The organism is Paraburkholderia phenazinium, from assembly GCF_900100735.1.
GTDB lineage: Bacteria > Pseudomonadota > Gammaproteobacteria > Burkholderiales > Burkholderiaceae > Paraburkholderia > Paraburkholderia phenazinia.
In genome coordinates, this window is the sequence record NZ_FNCJ01000019.1 from 143,788 (window position 1) to 160,587 (window position 16,800).

Sequence of the window (16,800 nt, forward strand, 5' to 3'; positions counted from 1 at the left end):
TAATGAAGCACTATCAATCTCTGAGCGGTTGGGGCCGCGCCGCAGTGAGCGGTCTGCTGCTGGCGCTGCTCGCGGCCTGCTCGGTCGAGCCGACCTACAAGCGTCCCGACGTCGACACATCGGCGGCGTTCAAGGAAGCGCCCGTGATCGCGCCGCAAGACGCGGGCACGTGGAAACCGGCCCAGCCGGCGGACGATGCGCATCGCGGCGAATGGTGGCGGGTTTTTGGCGACCCGACGCTCAACGACCTGGAACAGCAGGCTGCGGCGGCTAACCAGGACCTGAAGGCGGCGGCGGCGCGGGTCCAGCAGTCGCGGGCGTCGTTGCAGGCAGCGCGCTCCGACTGGTTCCCGAAGCTCGATGCGGGCTTCGGCCCGACGCGCGAGACCTTGTCGCCGGCTTCGCAGTTCCTGCCGCAGAGCAATGGTCCTGAAACCACCACGCTATGGCGCGCGCAAGGCACGGTGTCGTACGAGACGGATCTGTTCGGCCGGGTGGGTTCCAACGTGAATGCGACGCAAGCTGATGCGCAGCAGAGCGAAGCGCTGTTCCGTTCGGTGCAGCTCGCGCTGCAGGCCGATGTGGCGCAAAACTACTTCCAGTTGCGCGAGCTCGATACGGACCAGAACCTGTACCGCCAGACGGTGGCGTTGCGCGAGGATACGCTCAAGCTGATCCAGCGCCGCTTCAACGAAGGCGATATCAGCGAACTGGATCTGGCGCAGGCTCGCAATGAACTGGCGAGCGCCCGCGCGGATGCAGTTGGCGTGGCGCGGCAACGTGCTGCATCCGAGCATAGCCTCGCAATCCTGCTCGGCAAGGCGCCGGCGAACTTCTCGTTCCCGGAAACGCCGCTCGTACCGGTGACGGCACGCGTGCCGCCGGGGCTGCCTTCGGCGCTGCTCGAACGCCGCCCGGACGTGGCGGCCGCCGAACGTGCGATGGCTGCGGCAAATGCCCGGGTTGGTCTGGCGAAGTCGGCGTTCTTCCCGAAGCTCGATATCACGGGTGCGGCCGGGTTTGAATCGGCTACGCTCGGCGACCTGTTCATGTGGTCGAGCCGTACCTTCCTGCTGGGGCCGTTCGCCGGCACGGCGTTGACGCTGCCGCTGTTCGACGGCGGCCGACGCAAGGCGAACCTCGCCCAGGCGCGCGGCAAGTATGACGAAGACGTGGCGCAGTATCGTCAGCAGGTGCTGGTGGCGTTCAAGGAAGTCGAAGACAACCTCTCCGATCTGCGCTTGCTCGACGATCAGATTCAGGCGCAGAACGATGCGGTGAACGCCTCGCAACGCGCTGAGCATCTGTCGAAGACGCAGTATCAGGAAGGGCAGGTGAGCTACCTGGATGTGATCGACAGCCAGCGCCAGGTGCTGCAGTCGCAGTTGCAGGCGAGCCATCTGGAAGGCACGCAGGCGGTCTCGACGGTCAATCTGATTCGCGCGTTGGGTGGCGGGTGGGGGAATATGCCTGCTTCGGATGCGCCTGTCGCGGCTGTGCCGGCTTCGGGTAGCGCTGCTGTGCAGCAGGTGGCGAAGCAGTAACTTTCCAGGTGGTTCGTATGGCAAGGTGCGCAGCGAGTGGGATGCTGAGCACCTTGTCTACAAGCCAAGGATAACTAATCTATTCACTCACGCACTCCACCATCGGAGTGCAGGCCGTGCCTTCTCGCGTCTCGATGGCCCAGGTCTTTATCTCCCGCCTTTGCGTTGTGCGATCTGCCAACGGCACCACATTCCCCTCACAATCCTGTCTAGACAAGAAATAGAGCGAACGTGCTTTATTCATGTCTACTTTCTTCATATTCCTTACATTTCGCTTGAAAATGGCGCTATTTAAGATTTTGTGCGCACAAACCCTAGTTGTCCGTGTGGAAATTGGACGACTATGATGTCTATACAACTTGTCGACCGAATCGACAGGGCTGTGAGGCAGTTCGCTTTTACCCGCATTCAGCGCCATCAATCAAGTCAGTGTCTGGAGATCTCATGAAGAAGCTTGTCCTGTGCCTCGCCCTTGCCGCAATTGCAACCGGTGCTTACGCAAAAGACTGGTCAACGGTCCGCTTTGGCGTAGACGCCAGCTATCCCCCGTTTGAATCGAAGGGCTCGGACGGCAAGCTCGTTGGTTTCGACATCGACCTCGGCAATGAAATCTGCAAGCGTCTGGCTGCGAAGTGCGTGTGGGTCGAAAACGACTTCGACGGCATGATCCCGGCACTGAAGGCGAAGAAGTTCGATGGCGTGCTGTCGTCCATGTCGATGACGCCGCAACGTGCGGAACAGGTTGCCTTCTCGGACAAGCTGTTCAATACGCCGACGCGCCTCGTCGCCAAGAAGGGCTCGACGATCCTGCCGACGCCGGAATCGATGGCTGGCAAGACGATCGGCGTCGAGCAAGGCACGATCCAGGAAACCTATGCGAAGACCTACTGGGAGCCGAAGGGCGCCAAGGTGGTGTCATACCAGAACCAGGACCAGGTCTACACCGATCTGCTGTCGGGCCGTCTGGATGCGTCGCTGCAAGACGCGGTTGAAGCGAATCTCGGCTTCCTGAAGACGCCGCGCGGCACTGGCTTTGCCTTCGCCGGCAACGACATCATCGACGAGAAGGTGCTCGGCAACGGCGCAGGCATCGGTATGCGCAAGGAAGACGCTGATCTGAAGGTCAAGGTCGACAAGGCGATTACCGACATGATCAAGGACGGCACGTACAAGAAGATCGAGCAGAAGTACTTCGACTTCGACGTGTACGGCAGCTAAGCGTTTCTCTTCGATACCCGCGATCTACCAGCGGCACGGCGCAGCGCGTCGTCATCCGGTCGGCACCGTTTCTGAACCCTCGGTGCCGGACGGGTGCGCTCGCAGTCAAGCGCCGCGCCATCAAGGATACGTAGACATGTTCTTTCACGGCTTTGGCCCGCTTCTTCTGGCGGGTACATGGGAAACGGTCAAGCTGGCGGTGCTGTCTCTGGCGGCCTCGTTTGTACTCGGGCTGGCAGGCGCGGCGGCCAAGCTCTCGCCGAACCGGGTGCTGTCCCGCATCGGCACGCTCTATACGACGCTGATCCGCTCGGTTCCCGACCTCGTGCTGATGCTGCTGCTGTTCTACGGCATTCAGATCGCGCTCAACAATCTGACCGACTCGCTCGACCTCGCTCAGATAGACATCGACCCATTTGTGGCCGGGGTCATTACGCTCGGCTTTATCTACGGCGCCTACTTTACCGAGACGTTCCGCGGCGCTTTTCTTGCGGTTCCGCGCGGGCAACTCGAGGCAGGCTTCGCCTACGGCATGAGTTCATGGCGCGTATTTAGCCGGATCATGTTTCCGCAAATGATGCGTTTCGCATTGCCTGGAATCGGCAACAACTGGCAGGTGCTGGTCAAAGCCACCGCCCTCGTGTCGATCATTGGCCTCGCCGATGTCGTCAAGGCGTCGCAGGATGCGGGCAAGAGCACGCTGCAGTTCTTCTTTTTCACGTTGATCGCCGGCGCGATTTATCTTGTGATCACGACGGTGTCGAACCTCGTATTGCTCAAACTGGAAAAGCGCTATTCAACGGGCGTGCGGAGGGCAGCACTGTGATTGAGATTCTCCGGCAATACTGGAAAAACTATCTGTATACCGACGGGTATCACTACAGCGGCCTCGTTGTCACATTGTGGCTCCTCGTCGCATCGATCGTGCTGGGTTTCTGTCTTGCTGTGCCACTGGCGGTGGCGCGCTCGTCGAGCAACCGCGCCATCTCCGGGCCGGTCTGGCTCTATACGTATGTGTTCCGCGGCACACCGCTGTATGTGCAGTTGCTGCTCTGCTATACGGGCCTGTACAGCCTGCAGTTCGTACACTCCCACGAACTGCTCGATTCGTTCTTTCGTAACGCAATGAACTGCACGCTGCTGGCGTTTGCGCTGAACGAATGCGCCTATGCGACGGAAATCTTCGCCGGCTCCATCAAGGCAACACCTTACGGCGAGATCGAGGCAGCGCAGGCTTTCGGCATGTCCAGGTTCAAGCTGTACACCCGCATCATTCTGCCGTCCGCGTTGCGGCGCGCGTTGCCCAACTACAGCAATGAAGTGATCCTGATGCTGCATGCAACCACGCTCGCTTTCACCGCTACCGTACCGGACATCCTGAAGGTGACGCGCGATGTCAACTCCGCCACCTACGCATCGTTCCATGCGTATGGCATTGCAGCGGTCCTCTATGCATCGATCGTTTTTACTCTGGTATGGGCGTTTCGTCGCATGGAAACACGGATGCTGGCATTTCTGAAACCTCAAGGGCATTGAATCGAACTGCCAAATGTCACCTGCGGCCAACTACGGCCACAGCGGCCGACCGCGAAGATGGAGTGTATCAAGCATGTATAAGTTGACTGTCGACGATCTGCACAAGAAATTCGGTGACAACGAGGTCCTCAAGGGCGTATCGCTCAAGGCGAAGGCCGGCGATGTCATCAGCATCATCGGGTCCAGTGGTTCAGGGAAGAGTACTTTCTTGCGCTGCATGAATTTTCTTGAGCAACCTTGCTCCGGCCGCATCACGGTCAACGCGGACGAGATCCAGACTACGCCGGACAGGAACGGCTCGTTGCGGGTCCGCGATCCCAGGCAACTGCAGAAAATACGCACCAGACTATCGATGGTGTTTCAGCACTTCAACTTATGGGCACACATGACCGTGCTCGAAAATATCGTTGAAGCGCCTATCAGTGTGCTGGGGCTGAGCCGTGCTGAGGCTGAGGCGCGAGCCCGCAAGTACCTGGCCAAGGTCGGGCTCACGACCGCCATGGAAGGAAAATATCCGTCCCATCTGTCCGGCGGACAGCAACAGCGCGTGGCCATTGCACGAGCGCTGGCGATGGAACCCGACGTGATGCTGTTTGACGAGCCCACTTCCGCGCTCGACCCGGAACTGGTCGGTGAGGTATTGAAAGTCATGCAGGCTCTCGCTGAAGAGGGGCGTACGATGATCGTGGTCACGCACGAGATGGGCTTTGCTCGCAACGTGTCGAATCACGTGATCTTCCTGCATAAGGGAAAGATCGAGGAGGAAGGTCATCCGCAGGACATTCTTGTCAATCCCAAGAGCGAACGACTGGGGCAATTTCTCTCCGGCCATCTGAAGTAAGCGGGCTTGCCGTTCCCGCCACGGGAGCGAGCAAAGTTCGTCCACGAAAATCGCGAGACGCCGCGCCGCGGCGTCTCGCGTGCATGCCGCAAGCAGGTTCGCGATCCCATATCGCTTTGCGCGATTTCCTTTCCAAAATCCCTTCGTAGACCGCCGCCTGACCTGCGTCTATCATGATTCGCGCCCATGCCCGGCGCACTCGTCAACGCATTCCGTTCGACGCCTTTCCTTATCCTGCTGGTCGCATTGCTGCCGCTCACGCGTTGACTGACTGTTCTGGAGATTTCATGACCGAGCCGGGCCGTCCCCCAGCCCTCGACCCGTCGCTACCCGCGACCTCCGCCGCGCCACGCGATCTGCCGGGGCTGCTGGAAGCGTTGCGCGCGAGCGCCGCACAGCGCGACCGCGAAGGTGGCCACGCCGCGCAGGAAAAACAGTGGATTGCCGAGGCGGGACTGCTGACGCTCGCCGTGCCGCGCGAATTCGGTGGCGCAGGGGCGCCCTGGCCCCAGGTCTACGAAACGATCCGTGCGCTGGCGCGGGTCGACAGCGCGCTCGCTCACCTGCTGGGCTTTCAGTGCCTGCAGGTGGTGAGCGTCAATGTATGGGGCAATCCGGCACAACGGGCGCGCTATCTGCGCGGCACCGTCGAAGGGCGCTGGTGGTGGGGCAACGCGGTCAACCCGCTCGACACCCGGCTGATTGCGAGCGCGACGGCTGACGGCGGGTTCCGCCTGAACGGGCAGAAGGGTTTTTGCTCGGGGACGCGCGGCTCGCAGATGATGACCGTATCGGCGCACGATCCGCAGACGGGCAAGCCGATTTTCGCGGTTGTGCCGACCACGCGCGACGGCATCACGGTGCATGAAGACTGGGATCCGATCGGCCAGCGGCAAACCGATAGCGGCAGCGTGTCGTTTGCGCACGTCAAGATCGAGCCGGGCGAGGTGCTGCACCGCTCGGAAACGCAGCCCGCACCGCATGCCACGTTGCGCACGCTGGTCTCGCAACTGGTGCTCACCAATCTGTTCGTCGGAATCGCACAAGGTGCGCTCGAAGAGGCGCGTCAATACGTAACCCGGAACGGCCGGCCGTGGATTACCTCCGGGGTCGACAAGGCCACTGACGATCCGTACCTGATCGCCCGCTTCGGCGAGATGCGCTTGCAGACGGTGGGCGCGCAAGCGCTGGCCGAGCGCGCCGCGCGCCTGCTCGAGGACGCCTGGCAAGAGGGCGCAGCACTCAGCGCCGAGGCGCGCGGCGAGGTGGCGCTGGCGACTTCGGAGGCGAAGATTCTTGCGCATCGGGCAGCGCTCGAAGTCAGCCAGAACCTGTTCGACGCCTGCGGGGCACGCTCAACGCACGCGCCGCTGGCGCTCGACCGCTTCTGGCGCAACGCCCGCGTCCATACGCTGCACGACCCGCTGGACTACCGGGTGCGCGACGTGGGCCGCTATGCACTCAGCGGGATATTGCCGGAGGTTTCTTTGTACACCTGAGGCCAGCCGAGGTGTTGCTGGCTGGCGGTGCAGACGGTGGTGGGGTGGGTGAGCTGAGCGAGCCGGCCCGCCCAATAGAAAAGCCGGCTGCGCTGAGCCGGCCGAACGGCAGTCGGCTCAGGCGGCTTGCGCGATTTGCGCTGCTTCAAGCGCTTCTTGCGCTTCCAGCTTGGCTGCGGCGGCGGCCTTCTTGGTCTTGCCGGCGCGCGACGGCGGCTGGCAGGCGCCACATACGACGTTGTGCTGCAAGTCGTGCTTGTGCGCGACGAACTTGCCCGTGCAACGGCAGCACGGCGTCAGTTGCAGGATATCGGCGTCGAAGAAACGCACCAGCGTCCACGCCCGCGTCAGATCCAGCACAGGCTCGGTGTCGCTGTGCTTGCAATGTTCCAGATACAGCCGGTAACCCTTGGTCAGCGCGTCCAGATGCGAGCAGCGCGCTTCGTTCTTCAGGAACAGGTACGTGTTGTAGAACAACGATGCGTGGATGTTGGCCAGCCACGTCATGTACCAGTCCGCCGAGAACGGCAACATTCCCTTGGGCGGCGAAACGCCCTTCACCTCACGATAGAGGCGAATCATGCGGTCGCGCGACAGCGTCAGTTCGCTCTCGAGCACTTGCATGCGTGCGCCGAGTTCGATCAGCGCAATGGCGCGGAACACTTCCTGTGCGTCTTCCGTCAGGCTTCGCTTGAGCATCGCAGTCACCTCGTTAAGCGAATTGCTCTGCTGGCTGGCCTGCAAGCAGGATAGCCGCATGGGTCGGCGACACTTCTGCGTGCTTGGTCGTTTGCGTCAACGCCGACAACATGGCGTGGTCGTTGAAGCGGAAAAAGCACAGAAGCTGGTCGGAAGAGGCCAGTTTGACGATCTGCGCGAGCGACAGCCCGGCAAGCAAATCGGCCAGTTCCGACGACAGACCCAAACGGAACATCCCGATGGGTTTGTCCTCACGCAACATACGTTGCGCAAGCATGATGTAAGACAAGTTGATCTCGCGGATAGATTCCCGCGTCTCGCTGCTACGGTCCATTTTTGCTGTTTCCGAAGCCCCGAATTGCTATGTCGGCTTTTTGCGCCGTTATGCTTTTGTGCCCTCGCCGGACTCGAAGACCTCCGGCGACATGTCACTACTTAATTCCGATCCCGCTGCTTTGATACAAGGTGTTACAACTCGTAACACCTTGGAAGCAATTGTATGAAGGGGGGTTGAGGAAATCAATACCCTCTCAAAAAAATATCTCACAAAAATACAACATTTCCCGGTAATTCTTTCACGTCGCCGTAATAGTCGGCTGCGGGCCTGGAATGGGATCTGCAGGAGCGTCCGCCAATGCCCCGTGGGGCTTGCGTCACAGGGGGGCTCAGAAATGGTCTGAGGAAACTTGTTTGATTGCCAGTGATAACACTAATAGGCGATTCAAACAGAAAGCTAAAAGAAAGGGCTGGAAATTTTCAGTAATAACTACTGCTTTCTGGGAGGCTCTTGGGGACGAATCGGAATGTTACACATTGTTGTGGCCCCAGTTACAAACTCGGGCGCAAATGTAACGTGTGGCAGGATGTGGCATTGCTTGGCCAGACTCGTTGGAAGGCGAAGCTGGATACGGGTGTTGGCGAGAGTCGGGAAAGGGTCCGGATGAGGTTGCCGGAGACGCGTGCCGCCGTTAAAAGCTGCCTGACACGAAGCGGGCATTATACGGACCAATATGACAACTCCATGCTAAATGGATAATTGGCTGCGACATGTTGTCAGGACACGTCAGTTCGCTCACTTTAGGCATTGCGCTGATGTGTAACCGTGCTGCGGCGAGAGGAGAGCAACCATGTTGCATGGGACCCGATGCGCTGCAATAGCGCCCGGCCGGCGCAAGTTTTATATAAGCCGGGCCATCAGGTCGGCATCGTAAAAGACTCCGCCGACGCATAGACCTCCGATTTCGCGGCCGTAGCGCCGAAAACCGAGCGATTCATAGAGGTGGCCAGCCGCTTCGTTCTGACTGGTAACCACAAGCTGGATTTGCCGCAGACCCTCGACCCGTTCGGCCCGCGCCAGCAGTTCGGTGAGCAGCGCGCGTCCCACGCCGCGTCCGGCGGCTTCCGGTGCGACGTACATGCCAACCACCGCTGCCTTATGCCGTTCCTTTTCCCGCTGGGAGCGCAGGAGCGCGACCGTGCCGATCAACTGCTGCTCCGGGGCGCAGAACGCGCCCAGCACGAAATCCCCATCAGCCGCGCGTGCGCCTTGCAGAATCGCGTCGTAGTGACCGGGACCTCTTTCGACTGCCTCCTGGTGGCTCTGACCGAAGGCCTCGGGGTGGGCCAGCAGGCCGCGCAGGCGCAACTGGAAGAAGGCGTCACGATCGGCAGGTTCGAGTTGGCGGATCAGCGGGCTGCGCTCCATGCAGGGGTCTCCGTGTGGGATGACTTTGCATGGTAGCCGAGCGGCGGGGGGCTGCGGGTCGGCGTTGGGCTCTATTCGGTGCTGCCTGGCGTTTGTGACGCTTGCTGTTCCGCGTAATTGCGCAGGGCGGCGGCCGTCTGTTGGTCCGCGGGGAAAAACGCTTCGATGGCAAGCTCGGAGAGCGTGACGTCGACGGGGGTACCGAATACCGTGGTCGTACTGAAGAACGACAGTACGCCGAGCGAAGTGCGCAGGCGCAGCGGGACGGCGATCTGGTTGAGCGCGGCGCTGCTGTCTTCGTCGCGATCCGGCGTGCCGGGCGGAGCCGGATAAGCGGCCAGTTCGTCGCGCAGCGCGGCCAGCGTGTCGTCGGCGCTGACCTCGATTTGCCGTTGCAACCGCGCCAGCACATGGTCGCGCCAGGCATGCCAGTTGACGATGGACGACGCGATGCCCTGTGGATGCAGGCTCAGGCGCAGCGCATTGACGGGCGGTTCCAGCAGGGACGCGCTCGCCGCGCCGACGAGCGGCGCGAGCGCGCGGTTGGCGGCGACGATGGTCCAGTGGCGGTCGATCGCCAGCGCGGGGTATGGCTCGTGACCTTTCAGCACCAGTTCTACTGCTTCGCGGGCGGCCGCGAGCTGCGGATCGCTCAAGGGCCGTTCGCGGAATAGCGGTGCGTAGCCGGCGGCAACCAGCAGGGCGTTGCGGGCGCGCAGCGGGACGTCGAGACGCTCGGCCAGGTGCATCACCATTTCGCGGCTCGGTAGCGCCCGGCCCGATTCGACGAAGCTGAGGTGGCGGGTGGAGATCTCGGCCTCCGCGGCGAGCAGCAACTGGCTCATCCGGCGCCGCTGGCGCCAGTCGCGCAGCAACTCGCCGACCGTGCGGCTGGCCGACGGGTGAGCCGCCGGGACGGATGGGGGGAGGGAGAGGGTGCTCATGGAGGGATCATAGCGAAGGCTGGTGGGGATTCCATTACCTCGGGGGTAATCGACCCGCGTCGCCCCATCGCCGATCCTTCAGTCCGAGCCCGCAGCAAGCACATCGTTTGCGGAGCGTCGAGCTCAGCCACTGAAGGAATCTGTGATGAACGCCAATACCGATCTGATCGACCGTTATTTCGCCGCGTGGAACGAAGCCGACCCGGCCAGCCGCCGCGAGCTGATTGCTGCGACGTGGAGCACGACCGGCACCTATCTCGATCCGCTTCTCTCGGGCGACGGTCACGCTGGCATCGACGCGATGATTCGCGCGGTTCACGAACGCTTCCCGCGCCATACCTTTCGCCGCACCACGGATGTCGACGGCTTTGCTAACCGTCTGCGTTTTTCCTGGGAACTGGTAACGCCCGATGGTACGCCGATCGTGAAGGGTTCCGATTTCGGCGTTGTCGATACCGCCGGGCGACTGCAGGCGGTGACCGGCTTTCTCGACGCCGCACCGGGCGCCGCCTGACGATGTCCGAAGCCGGTTAAGCCTGCCGGCCTTCCCGTTTTCAAGGAGACGATCATGTATGACGAGCCACGTGCCGCGGGTTTCACGCTAACGCTCGCTTTCCCGCGGGTACTCGCCGTCTTCGACGCGCTCAGCACGGCGATCGCCGGTTTCGCGTTACTGGCCGGGGCGCGGGCGTTCACCTTCATTGCTTTGCTCGCGTGGCGTGAGCCGGTATTGGGCGGCGCGGGGCTTGCCGTGCTGGGGTTGATTGGCTGGCTACGCTGGTCTTTGCATAGCCGCAGCCGTAACTTCACCCCCCTTAACCTGCGCCAACACCCAGCGCCGAAACTCTACCAGCGCCGGCCGCAGTTCCAGCTGCTCCGGGCAATAGCAGAGATAGTGCCCATGATCGACCTCGATCGGCGCCGTCAACGGCTCGATCAAGGTGCCCGCAGCGAGGTTGTCGGCCACCAGAAACGCCGGCACCAGAGCGAGCCCGAGGCCAGCCTGAGCCGCCTGGATCAGCACCGAGTACTGCTCGAAGCGCGGGCCGCCGAGCGCATGCATCTCGCGCACGCCATAAAAGTCCGCCCATTGCGCCCAGACCTGTTCCGCCTGCCCATGCAGCAGCCGGGGCGCATTCGCTGTGTCCTGCAAGCTGCGCAGCGAATGCTGGCGCTGATACTCAGGTGAGCAAACCAGCACGAATTGGCGCCCATCGATGTAGTCGCACTCCACGCCCGCCCAGTTGCCGTCGCCGTAACGGATCGCCGCATCCAGATCGAGCGGGAACGGGTCGCCGTGTGCGAGGTGCCGGGAAAAGCTGATCGTCACACCCGGCGTGCTCGCGAGGAAATCCGGCAGGCGCGGAATCAGCCACTTGGTGGTGAAGGTCGGCACGCTGGCGATCGTCAACAGGTCACTCTGTCCGGCAGCACTCATCAATTCAAGCGACGCGTTGCCGATATCGCGCAACGGCCCGGCCACGCGCGACAGATACAGCGTGCCGGCTCGCGTCAACACCAGGTTGCGGCCGTCGCGAATGAAAAGCTGCACGCCGAATGTCGTTTCGAGGCTGGCAATCTGCCGGCTCACCGCGCTCGGCGTGAGACCGAGCGCTCGCGCCGCCCGCGAAAAGCTCAGATGCCTGGCAGAACTCGTGAAGGCGAGCAGTTCCGCGACGTTGGGATAGTGGTGTTTCATGGGCAGCGCGACATCGAAGTTTTTGCAAGGGATTGCGCGAGGTGTTCCTGATCTGCACAGCGCAATGCGTGTTTTTTACGTTTTTTTCATGACGACGCCATGTCGCATCCGCACACTTGCAAGCAATTCGAAACCCCGCACCGTCGCTTGACGACGGGCGCACTTCAGTTTGCTCCCGAGGAACGCTTGCATGCTCCCCCCCGTTGCACCGGCTCTTCAGCCACGTCTGCCTGTTAGTCGCGGCGCCCGGCGCAGCGTGCCGGTTGGACGCATCGCGCTGCAGATTGTGGTCGTGCTGTTTGCCATTTACCTGTTGCTGCCGATCGCGCTGCTCCTGATTGGTGCATTCGGCAAGACGTGGACCAATACCACGCTGCCAGTCGGCATCACCGGTCACTGGTTTGCGGATCTCGCCGCCAATACGAGCCTGCGCCGCGCCTTCGGCGTGAGTCTGCTGGTCGCGCTCGCCTGCTGCTGCGCCAGCGCGGCGATCGGCTTGCCGCTCGCGTATGCGCTGCACTACCGCTCGCGTTCGGGCGGCGGCGCGGTTGCGCGCCTGATTGCGTTGTTACCAGTGGGCGTGCCCGCGCTCACGCTCGGCTTCGGCTATATCGCGATCTTTAGCGGCGACACCTTGCCGTGGCTCGGTTCGCTGCCGCTCCTGATCGCCGCGCATACGGTATTGACGCTGCCGTATCTGACGCAAACGCTGCTGAGCGATCTGCGCCACCTCGACATCGAACGGCTCGAAGCCTGCGCCGCCACGCTCGGCGCGACGCCGCTGCAGCAGTTCCTCACGGTCGTCTTGCCCAATCTCAGGCAGAGCCTGTTCTCGGGACTCGTGATGGTGGCGGCGCTCTCGATCGGCGAGTTCCAGGTCTCTAATCTGATTGCCGGGTTTCGCTACCGCAACTATCCGGTGGTGCTGCTGCAGGCGTTCTACGGCGCGACCGGCATGGCATGCGCCGCCACCGTGGTGCTGCTGTGCCTCGCTGTGATCGCCACGCTGGTCTCGGTCAACACGGTTCAACGACTGAAGTAAAACGATGAGTCTCCATTTCGACAACGTGAGTTTCACTTATCCCGGCGCGCAGCACGGTATCGACGCCGTCACGCTGACGGTCGCGCCCGGCGAGTTGCTGGCCGTGATGGGGCGCAGCGGTTCGGGCAAGTCGACCATCCTGCGCCTCACAGCAGGACTGCTAAACGGTTATCGCGGCAGGATCGCGATTGGCGGTAACGACGTCGCCGGGGTTCCCGTATGGCGCCGCGAGACCGGCATGGTGTTCCAGCAATACGCGCTGTTTCCCCATCTGAGCGTCGCGGACAACGTGGCCTACGGCTTGCGCATGCGCGGCGTCGACAAGCAGACACGCCGTGCTCGCGCGCTCGAGATGCTCGAGCGGGTCGGGCTGACCGAACATGCGCAACGCCGCCCGGCGCTCCTGTCCGGCGGCCAGCAACAACGCGTGGCACTGGCCCGCGCGCTCGCCATCGAACCCAGGGTCCTGTTGCTCGACGAACCGTTGGCCGCGCTCGATGCCGGGATTCGTCAGCAACTGCGCGACGAAATACGCTCGCTGCAGCGCGCCTGTGGCGCCACCACGCTGCTGGTCACGCACGATCAGGACGAGGCATTGAGCCTTGCCGACCGCGTTGCCGTGGTCGACGGCGGCCGGGTCTTGCAGGTGGATACGCCAGAGCGCCTCTACTCAAAGCCCATCTCGACGCAGGTGGCGCGCTTCGTGGGCCATTCGAGCGTGATGCCGGGGCGGGTGATCGGGGTGGGCGCCGTGGATGTGTCGTTCGCGGTGCTGTACGCCGATACCCAAACGTTCCGGGCGGGCGCGCGCGTCAGCGTCCTGGTGCGCCCCGAGCACGTGCAGCCCGATCCACCTGCCGATGCGATCAACCGGCTGGCTGGCCGGCGCACCGAGGTGCGCTACTTCGGCGCGACCTGCCGCTACGACTTCGTGCCCGATTCGGCGCAGGCGCCGCTGTTGTGCGAAGGGCGGCGTCTCGCCGAGCAGGCCATTGCGATCGCCCCGGAAGATCTACGCGTTCTGGCCGCCTAGCTAAAAAAACTTGTCCATTCATCTTGTTTGACGGAGTACCACCATGTTTGCAGGGTTTAGTCTTTTGTCGCGCGCGCGCCGTGCGGCCGGATTCGTTTGCGCGATGACGCTGCTGGCCGGCGCGTGCAGCGCGCAGGCCGCACCGCTTTATCCGGGCGAAGATGCGCTGTACGAGAAAGCGGCGGACGAAGGTCTGGTGGTGTCGTTCGATACCGGCCCGGAGTGGGCCAACTGGAAGTCGCTCTTCGCCGAATTCAGGAAGCGCTATCCCAAGGTCGAGATCACCTATAACGATATCGGCTCGGCCGCGACTGTCGTCGCGCTCGACAAGGCCCGCCGCCGTCCGCAGGCCGACACGGCGTACTACTTTGCGGCTTCCGCGCTCGATGCGGTCAACAAGGATGTGGTCGCTCCGTTCAAGCCGTTGAACTTCGACAAGTTGCCGCCGGTCTTCCGCGACCCCGAAGGCCGCTGGTTCACGGTCCATTCGCTGAACATTGCGTTCCTCGTCAACCGCAAGCTGGTCAAGAACGTCCCGACCGGCTGGGCCGACCTGCTCAAGCCCGAGTACCGCAATTCGCTGGTGTATCTCGACCCGCGCTCGACCGGCCAGGGACAGGTGGACGTGTTCGCCGCCGCCTACGCATTCGGCGGCAGCGTCGACAATCCGAAACCGGGCGCCGACTTCTTCGGCAAGCTGCGCGAAGCGGGCAACGTGATGCGCGTCGAAGGCACCACGCCTTACGCCAAATTCGTCAAGGGCGAAATTCCGATCCTGATCGGCTACGAGAACGATGGGCTGAAGGCCAAATACACCGACGGCATGGGCGACGCCGCCGAGGTGGTGATTCCGAAGGAAGCCAGCGTCTCGGCACCGTATGCCATCAGCCTCGTGAAGAACGGGCCGAATCCGGACGCCGCGCAACTCTGGCTGAATCTGGTCATGAGCGACGTCGGCCAGGCGCTGTTCGCGCAAGGTTATGTACGTCCCGCCGTGCCGGGCGTGCAGTTGTCGCCGGAGATCCGCGCGAAGATGCCCGACGCGCCGCAAGTGCATCCGCTCGACGTGGTCAAGGCTGCCGCGAAGAAGGCCGAGGTCGACCAGTTGTGGGCGCAGGCTGCGCTCGCGAAGTAAGGCTTAAAAAAGGGCTACGGCAAGATGGATGCGTCTTCAACCAACCCGGCCGGCGGCGCAGGCCTCGTGCGGCGCTTCGGCGCCGTACCGGCAGGGCTGCTGCTCGCGGTGTTCTTCGCCTTACCGCTCGGGGCATTGCTTGTCTCGTCGGCCGACGACCACGGTTCCGCGTTCGTGCGGCTCGTGCAGGATCCGCTGGTATTGAGCGCCTTGCTGAACTCGCTTGGGCTTGCTCTCAGCGCTGGGACGGTGTCGCTGGTGGTGGGCGTGCCGCTTGCGATGGCGCTTGCTGGCCAGTCGCCGCAACGGCGCCGCTGGTTACTCGCCTTGCTCGGCGTGCCCTTAGCGTTCTCTGGCTTGGTGATCGCCTACGGCTTCATCCTTGCGTTCGGCCGCGCCGGCTTCGTGACGAGCCTGCTCGCCCACATGGGCGCCGACCCGGCGAGCGTGGGTTCGTTGATCTACACGAGCGCAGGGCTGGTGGTGGCTTACGCCTACTACCTGATTCCGCGGGTCGCGTTGATGCTTTATCCGGCCATCGCGAACCTGGACCGCCGGCCACTCGAAGCCGCGCTGACCCTGGGCGCTACGCCGCTGCGGGCCATGTTCGATGTCGCGCTGCGCGAGTTGTGGCCTTCAATCGCTTCGGCCTGGTGCCTCGTGACTTCGATTGCGCTCGGTACATACGGCACGGCGCTCGCGCTTGCCGGCACGCAGATCAATATTCTGCCGCTCCTGATGTATCTGAAGCTGTCCGACGGACAGACCGATTTTCCGCTGGCCGCCGTGCTTTCGCTGCTGCTGATGGCCGGTTGTACCTGTGTTCTTGCACTGGGGGAATGCCTTGCACGGCAACGTAGAGATTGACTGGTCACACCACGCTTATCTGGCGCTGCAAAAACTGGCCGCTCGGCAAACGGGGCCCAGGCGCCATGCCATGCCGGTGGGTCTGATCGGCCCACGCGAGGCGAGCGCGGAGCAGTTGTCGTCGGCGAGAAATCTGGCCTACGCATTGGCTGGTGCCGGCATGGCGCTGCTGTGCGGTGGCAAGGGCGGCGTGATGGAAGCGGCCGCGTGCGGCGCGAGAGCGGCGGGCGGCGTGGTGATCGGCTTGCTGCCTGAAGAAGATGCGGCGCAGGCGAACCCCTATCTCACCGTTGCTTTGCCGACCGGGTTGGGCATTACCCGCAATGCGCTGATCGCACGCGCGTCGATCTGTCTGGTTGCAGTGGGCGGTGGACTCGGCACGCTCTCCGAGATGGCCTTGGGTCTGCAGTGGGGCAAGCCGGTGTTTACCGCCTGCGGCGCGCCCCATGTACACGGCGCCGAAGGGTTCGACGATCTCGACCAGTTGGTCGTGACGGTGGCGAACTGGCTGGCGGCGGAGGGCTCGGCTGTATTGGCAGCAGATTGAATCTGGCCGCGTAGGCCTGCGCCGCGGTGTAGGGCTTCAATGCAGCACTCTGAATCAGCAAGGAAGTGTGCTTGAACGAGGCAGTCGAGGTTGGGTTAACATATAGGAATCCTAAAATGATGAAAAAATCACTTTTCGCTCTGGTAGCCCTTAACGGGTTTTGTGCAGCAGCCCACGCTCAGGGGAGCGTGACGCTGTACGGTATCGTCGACGCCGGTCTGGGTTACACCAGCAATCAGGCCGTCGTGCAGACGGCGGGCAAGGCCGGCACGCCCGCGGTGCTGGTCGGCCGGTCGAACTACACCTTCACGAGCGGCACCTGGTCGGGCAGCCGCTGGGGCCTGAAGGGCAAGGAAGATCTGGGCGACGGCCTGGCCGCGATCTTCCAGCTCGAGAACGGCTTTAACGTCGGCACGGGTCAGTTGGGGCAGAACAGCCGCGAGTTCGGCCGCCAGGCGTTCATGGGCCTCTCGAGCACGAAGTTCGGTACG

General features: G+C 62.7%; 18 protein-coding genes and 2 pseudogenes. 15 read left to right on the top strand and 5 right to left on the bottom strand.

Annotated elements, in window-relative coordinates; genetic code table 11:
* Positions 1-2: 2 nt before the first annotated feature.
* The 7 genes and pseudogenes from BLQ92_RS31500 to BLQ92_RS31525 all read left to right on the top strand — a co-directional run bounded on the left by BLQ92_RS31500 (position 3) and on the right by BLQ92_RS31525 (position 6,638).
* Positions 3-1,544 carry an efflux transporter outer membrane subunit gene (locus tag BLQ92_RS31500; protein ID WP_090691631.1) on the top strand — a complete coding sequence of 514 codons (1,542 nt, stop codon included), beginning with the start codon at positions 3-5 and terminating at the stop codon, positions 1,542-1,544.
* Positions 1,545-1,988: 444 nt separating this feature from the next.
* Positions 1,989-2,762: an ABC transporter substrate-binding protein gene (locus BLQ92_RS31505; protein WP_090691634.1), complete on the top strand. Its 774-nt coding sequence runs from the start codon at positions 1,989-1,991 to the stop codon at positions 2,760-2,762.
* Positions 2,763-2,898: 136 nt separating this feature from the next.
* Complete coding sequence (locus BLQ92_RS31510; RefSeq protein ID WP_090691636.1) at positions 2,899-3,588, top strand: ABC transporter permease; 690 nt, start codon at positions 2,899-2,901, stop codon at positions 3,586-3,588.
* On the top strand, positions 3,585-4,298 hold the full coding sequence (locus BLQ92_RS31515; protein ID WP_090691638.1) for an ABC transporter permease: 714 nt from the start codon (positions 3,585-3,587) through the stop codon (positions 4,296-4,298). Before BLQ92_RS31510 ends, BLQ92_RS31515 begins: the two co-directional genes overlap by 4 nt.
* Positions 4,299-4,371: 73 nt before the next feature.
* Positions 4,372-5,139 carry an ABC transporter ATP-binding protein gene (locus BLQ92_RS31520; RefSeq protein WP_090691642.1) on the top strand — a complete coding sequence of 256 codons (768 nt, stop codon included), beginning with the start codon at positions 4,372-4,374 and terminating at the stop codon, positions 5,137-5,139.
* A 192-nt stretch (positions 5,140-5,331) separates the two neighbouring features.
* Positions 5,332-5,403 (top strand): annotated as a pseudogene (locus BLQ92_RS39665) (ABC transporter permease); the annotation flags it as partial.
* 23 nt (positions 5,404-5,426) lie between these two features.
* Positions 5,427-6,638 carry an acyl-CoA dehydrogenase family protein gene (locus BLQ92_RS31525; RefSeq protein ID WP_090691644.1) on the top strand — a complete coding sequence of 404 codons (1,212 nt, stop codon included), beginning with the start codon at positions 5,427-5,429 and terminating at the stop codon, positions 6,636-6,638.
* 117 nt (positions 6,639-6,755) lie between these two features.
* Here the strand turns inward: BLQ92_RS31525 and flhC are convergent, their stop codons facing one another.
* From flhC to BLQ92_RS31545, 4 genes are all read right to left on the bottom strand, one after another.
* The gene (flhC, locus tag BLQ92_RS31530; RefSeq protein ID WP_090691647.1) at positions 6,756-7,337 is read right to left on the bottom strand and encodes a flagellar transcriptional regulator FlhC; all 582 of its coding nucleotides are present in this window, start codon (positions 7,335-7,337) and stop codon (positions 6,756-6,758) included.
* Between the two features lie 13 nt (positions 7,338-7,350).
* A complete protein-coding gene (gene flhD, locus BLQ92_RS31535) occupies positions 7,351-7,671 on the bottom strand; it encodes a flagellar transcriptional regulator FlhD (RefSeq protein ID WP_090691650.1) in 321 nt (106 codons plus the stop codon).
* An 843-nt stretch (positions 7,672-8,514) separates the two neighbouring features.
* On the bottom strand, positions 8,515-9,042 hold the full coding sequence (locus BLQ92_RS31540; protein ID WP_090691654.1) for a GNAT family N-acetyltransferase: 528 nt from the start codon (positions 9,040-9,042) through the stop codon (positions 8,515-8,517).
* Between the two features lie 71 nt (positions 9,043-9,113).
* Complete coding sequence (locus tag BLQ92_RS31545) at positions 9,114-9,986, bottom strand: helix-turn-helix domain-containing protein (RefSeq protein WP_090691657.1); 873 nt, start codon at positions 9,984-9,986, stop codon at positions 9,114-9,116.
* 145 nt (positions 9,987-10,131) lie between these two features.
* Between BLQ92_RS31545 and BLQ92_RS31550 the strand changes: the two genes are divergently transcribed.
* Together BLQ92_RS31550 and BLQ92_RS40865 are read left to right on the top strand one after the other, a co-directional pair.
* Positions 10,132-10,500 carry a nuclear transport factor 2 family protein gene (locus tag BLQ92_RS31550; protein ID WP_090691660.1) on the top strand — a complete coding sequence of 123 codons (369 nt, stop codon included), beginning with the start codon at positions 10,132-10,134 and terminating at the stop codon, positions 10,498-10,500.
* A 54-nt stretch (positions 10,501-10,554) separates the two neighbouring features.
* Positions 10,555-10,773, top strand: a pseudogene (locus BLQ92_RS40865) (hypothetical protein); the annotation flags it as partial.
* Here BLQ92_RS40865 and BLQ92_RS31560 read toward each other — a convergent pair.
* Complete coding sequence (locus tag BLQ92_RS31560; protein WP_090691663.1) at positions 10,759-11,685, bottom strand: LysR substrate-binding domain-containing protein; 927 nt, start codon at positions 11,683-11,685, stop codon at positions 10,759-10,761. The pseudogene BLQ92_RS40865 and the gene BLQ92_RS31560 sit on opposite strands and share 15 nt — an antisense overlap.
* Before the next feature lie 190 nt (positions 11,686-11,875).
* Here BLQ92_RS31560 and BLQ92_RS31565 point away from each other — a divergent pair, with 190 nt between their 5' ends.
* The 6 genes from BLQ92_RS31565 to BLQ92_RS31590 all read left to right on the top strand — a co-directional run.
* Complete coding sequence (locus BLQ92_RS31565; protein WP_090691666.1) at positions 11,876-12,727, top strand: ABC transporter permease; 852 nt, start codon at positions 11,876-11,878, stop codon at positions 12,725-12,727.
* 4 nt (positions 12,728-12,731) lie between these two features.
* The gene (locus BLQ92_RS31570; RefSeq protein WP_090691669.1) at positions 12,732-13,760 is read left to right on the top strand and encodes an ABC transporter ATP-binding protein; all 1,029 of its coding nucleotides are present in this window, start codon (positions 12,732-12,734) and stop codon (positions 13,758-13,760) included.
* Positions 13,761-13,803: 43 nt separating this feature from the next.
* The gene (locus tag BLQ92_RS31575) at positions 13,804-14,895 is read left to right on the top strand and encodes an extracellular solute-binding protein (RefSeq protein ID WP_090691674.1); all 1,092 of its coding nucleotides are present in this window, start codon (positions 13,804-13,806) and stop codon (positions 14,893-14,895) included.
* Between the two features lie 24 nt (positions 14,896-14,919).
* Entirely contained in the window at positions 14,920-15,762 is an 843-nt protein-coding gene (locus BLQ92_RS31580; protein WP_090691677.1) for an ABC transporter permease, read from the top strand.
* A 70-nt stretch (positions 15,763-15,832) separates the two neighbouring features.
* On the top strand, positions 15,833-16,309 hold the full coding sequence (locus BLQ92_RS31585) for a TIGR00725 family protein (RefSeq protein ID WP_090691680.1): 477 nt from the start codon (positions 15,833-15,835) through the stop codon (positions 16,307-16,309).
* 119 nt (positions 16,310-16,428) lie between these two features.
* A partial coding sequence (locus tag BLQ92_RS31590) for a porin (RefSeq protein WP_143016711.1) occupies positions 16,429-16,800 on the top strand: 372 nt, incomplete at its 3' end.

Excerpts from the sequence above, each read along its gene's own strand:
- BLQ92_RS31550 (WP_090691660.1), top strand. The coding sequence starts at position 10,132 with ATGAACGCCAATACCGATCTGATCGACCGTTATTTCGCCGCGTGGAAC.
- BLQ92_RS31525 (WP_090691644.1), top strand. The coding sequence starts at position 5,427 with ATGACCGAGCCGGGCCGTCCCCCAGCCCTCGACCCGTCGCTACCCGCG.
- BLQ92_RS31545 (WP_090691657.1), bottom strand. The coding sequence starts at position 9,986 with ATGAGCACCCTCTCCCTCCCCCCATCCGTCCCGGCGGCTCACCCGTCG.
- BLQ92_RS31565 (WP_090691666.1), top strand. The coding sequence starts at position 11,876 with ATGCTCCCCCCCGTTGCACCGGCTCTTCAGCCACGTCTGCCTGTTAGT.
- BLQ92_RS31585 (WP_090691680.1), top strand. The coding sequence starts at position 15,833 with ATGCCGGTGGGTCTGATCGGCCCACGCGAGGCGAGCGCGGAGCAGTTG.
- BLQ92_RS31520 (WP_090691642.1), top strand. The coding sequence starts at position 4,372 with ATGTATAAGTTGACTGTCGACGATCTGCACAAGAAATTCGGTGACAAC.
- BLQ92_RS31560 (WP_090691663.1), bottom strand. The coding sequence starts at position 11,685 with ATGAAACACCACTATCCCAACGTCGCGGAACTGCTCGCCTTCACGAGT.
- flhC (WP_090691647.1), bottom strand. The coding sequence starts at position 7,337 with ATGCTCAAGCGAAGCCTGACGGAAGACGCACAGGAAGTGTTCCGCGCC.
- BLQ92_RS31500 (WP_090691631.1), top strand. The coding sequence starts at position 3 with ATGAAGCACTATCAATCTCTGAGCGGTTGGGGCCGCGCCGCAGTGAGC.
- BLQ92_RS31575 (WP_090691674.1), top strand. The coding sequence starts at position 13,804 with ATGTTTGCAGGGTTTAGTCTTTTGTCGCGCGCGCGCCGTGCGGCCGGA.
- flhD (WP_090691650.1), bottom strand. The coding sequence starts at position 7,671 with ATGGACCGTAGCAGCGAGACGCGGGAATCTATCCGCGAGATCAACTTG.
- BLQ92_RS31510 (WP_090691636.1), top strand. The coding sequence starts at position 2,899 with ATGTTCTTTCACGGCTTTGGCCCGCTTCTTCTGGCGGGTACATGGGAA.
- BLQ92_RS31505 (WP_090691634.1), top strand. The coding sequence starts at position 1,989 with ATGAAGAAGCTTGTCCTGTGCCTCGCCCTTGCCGCAATTGCAACCGGT.
- BLQ92_RS31570 (WP_090691669.1), top strand. The coding sequence starts at position 12,732 with ATGAGTCTCCATTTCGACAACGTGAGTTTCACTTATCCCGGCGCGCAG.
- BLQ92_RS31580 (WP_090691677.1), top strand. The coding sequence starts at position 14,920 with ATGGATGCGTCTTCAACCAACCCGGCCGGCGGCGCAGGCCTCGTGCGG.
- BLQ92_RS31540 (WP_090691654.1), bottom strand. The coding sequence starts at position 9,042 with ATGGAGCGCAGCCCGCTGATCCGCCAACTCGAACCTGCCGATCGTGAC.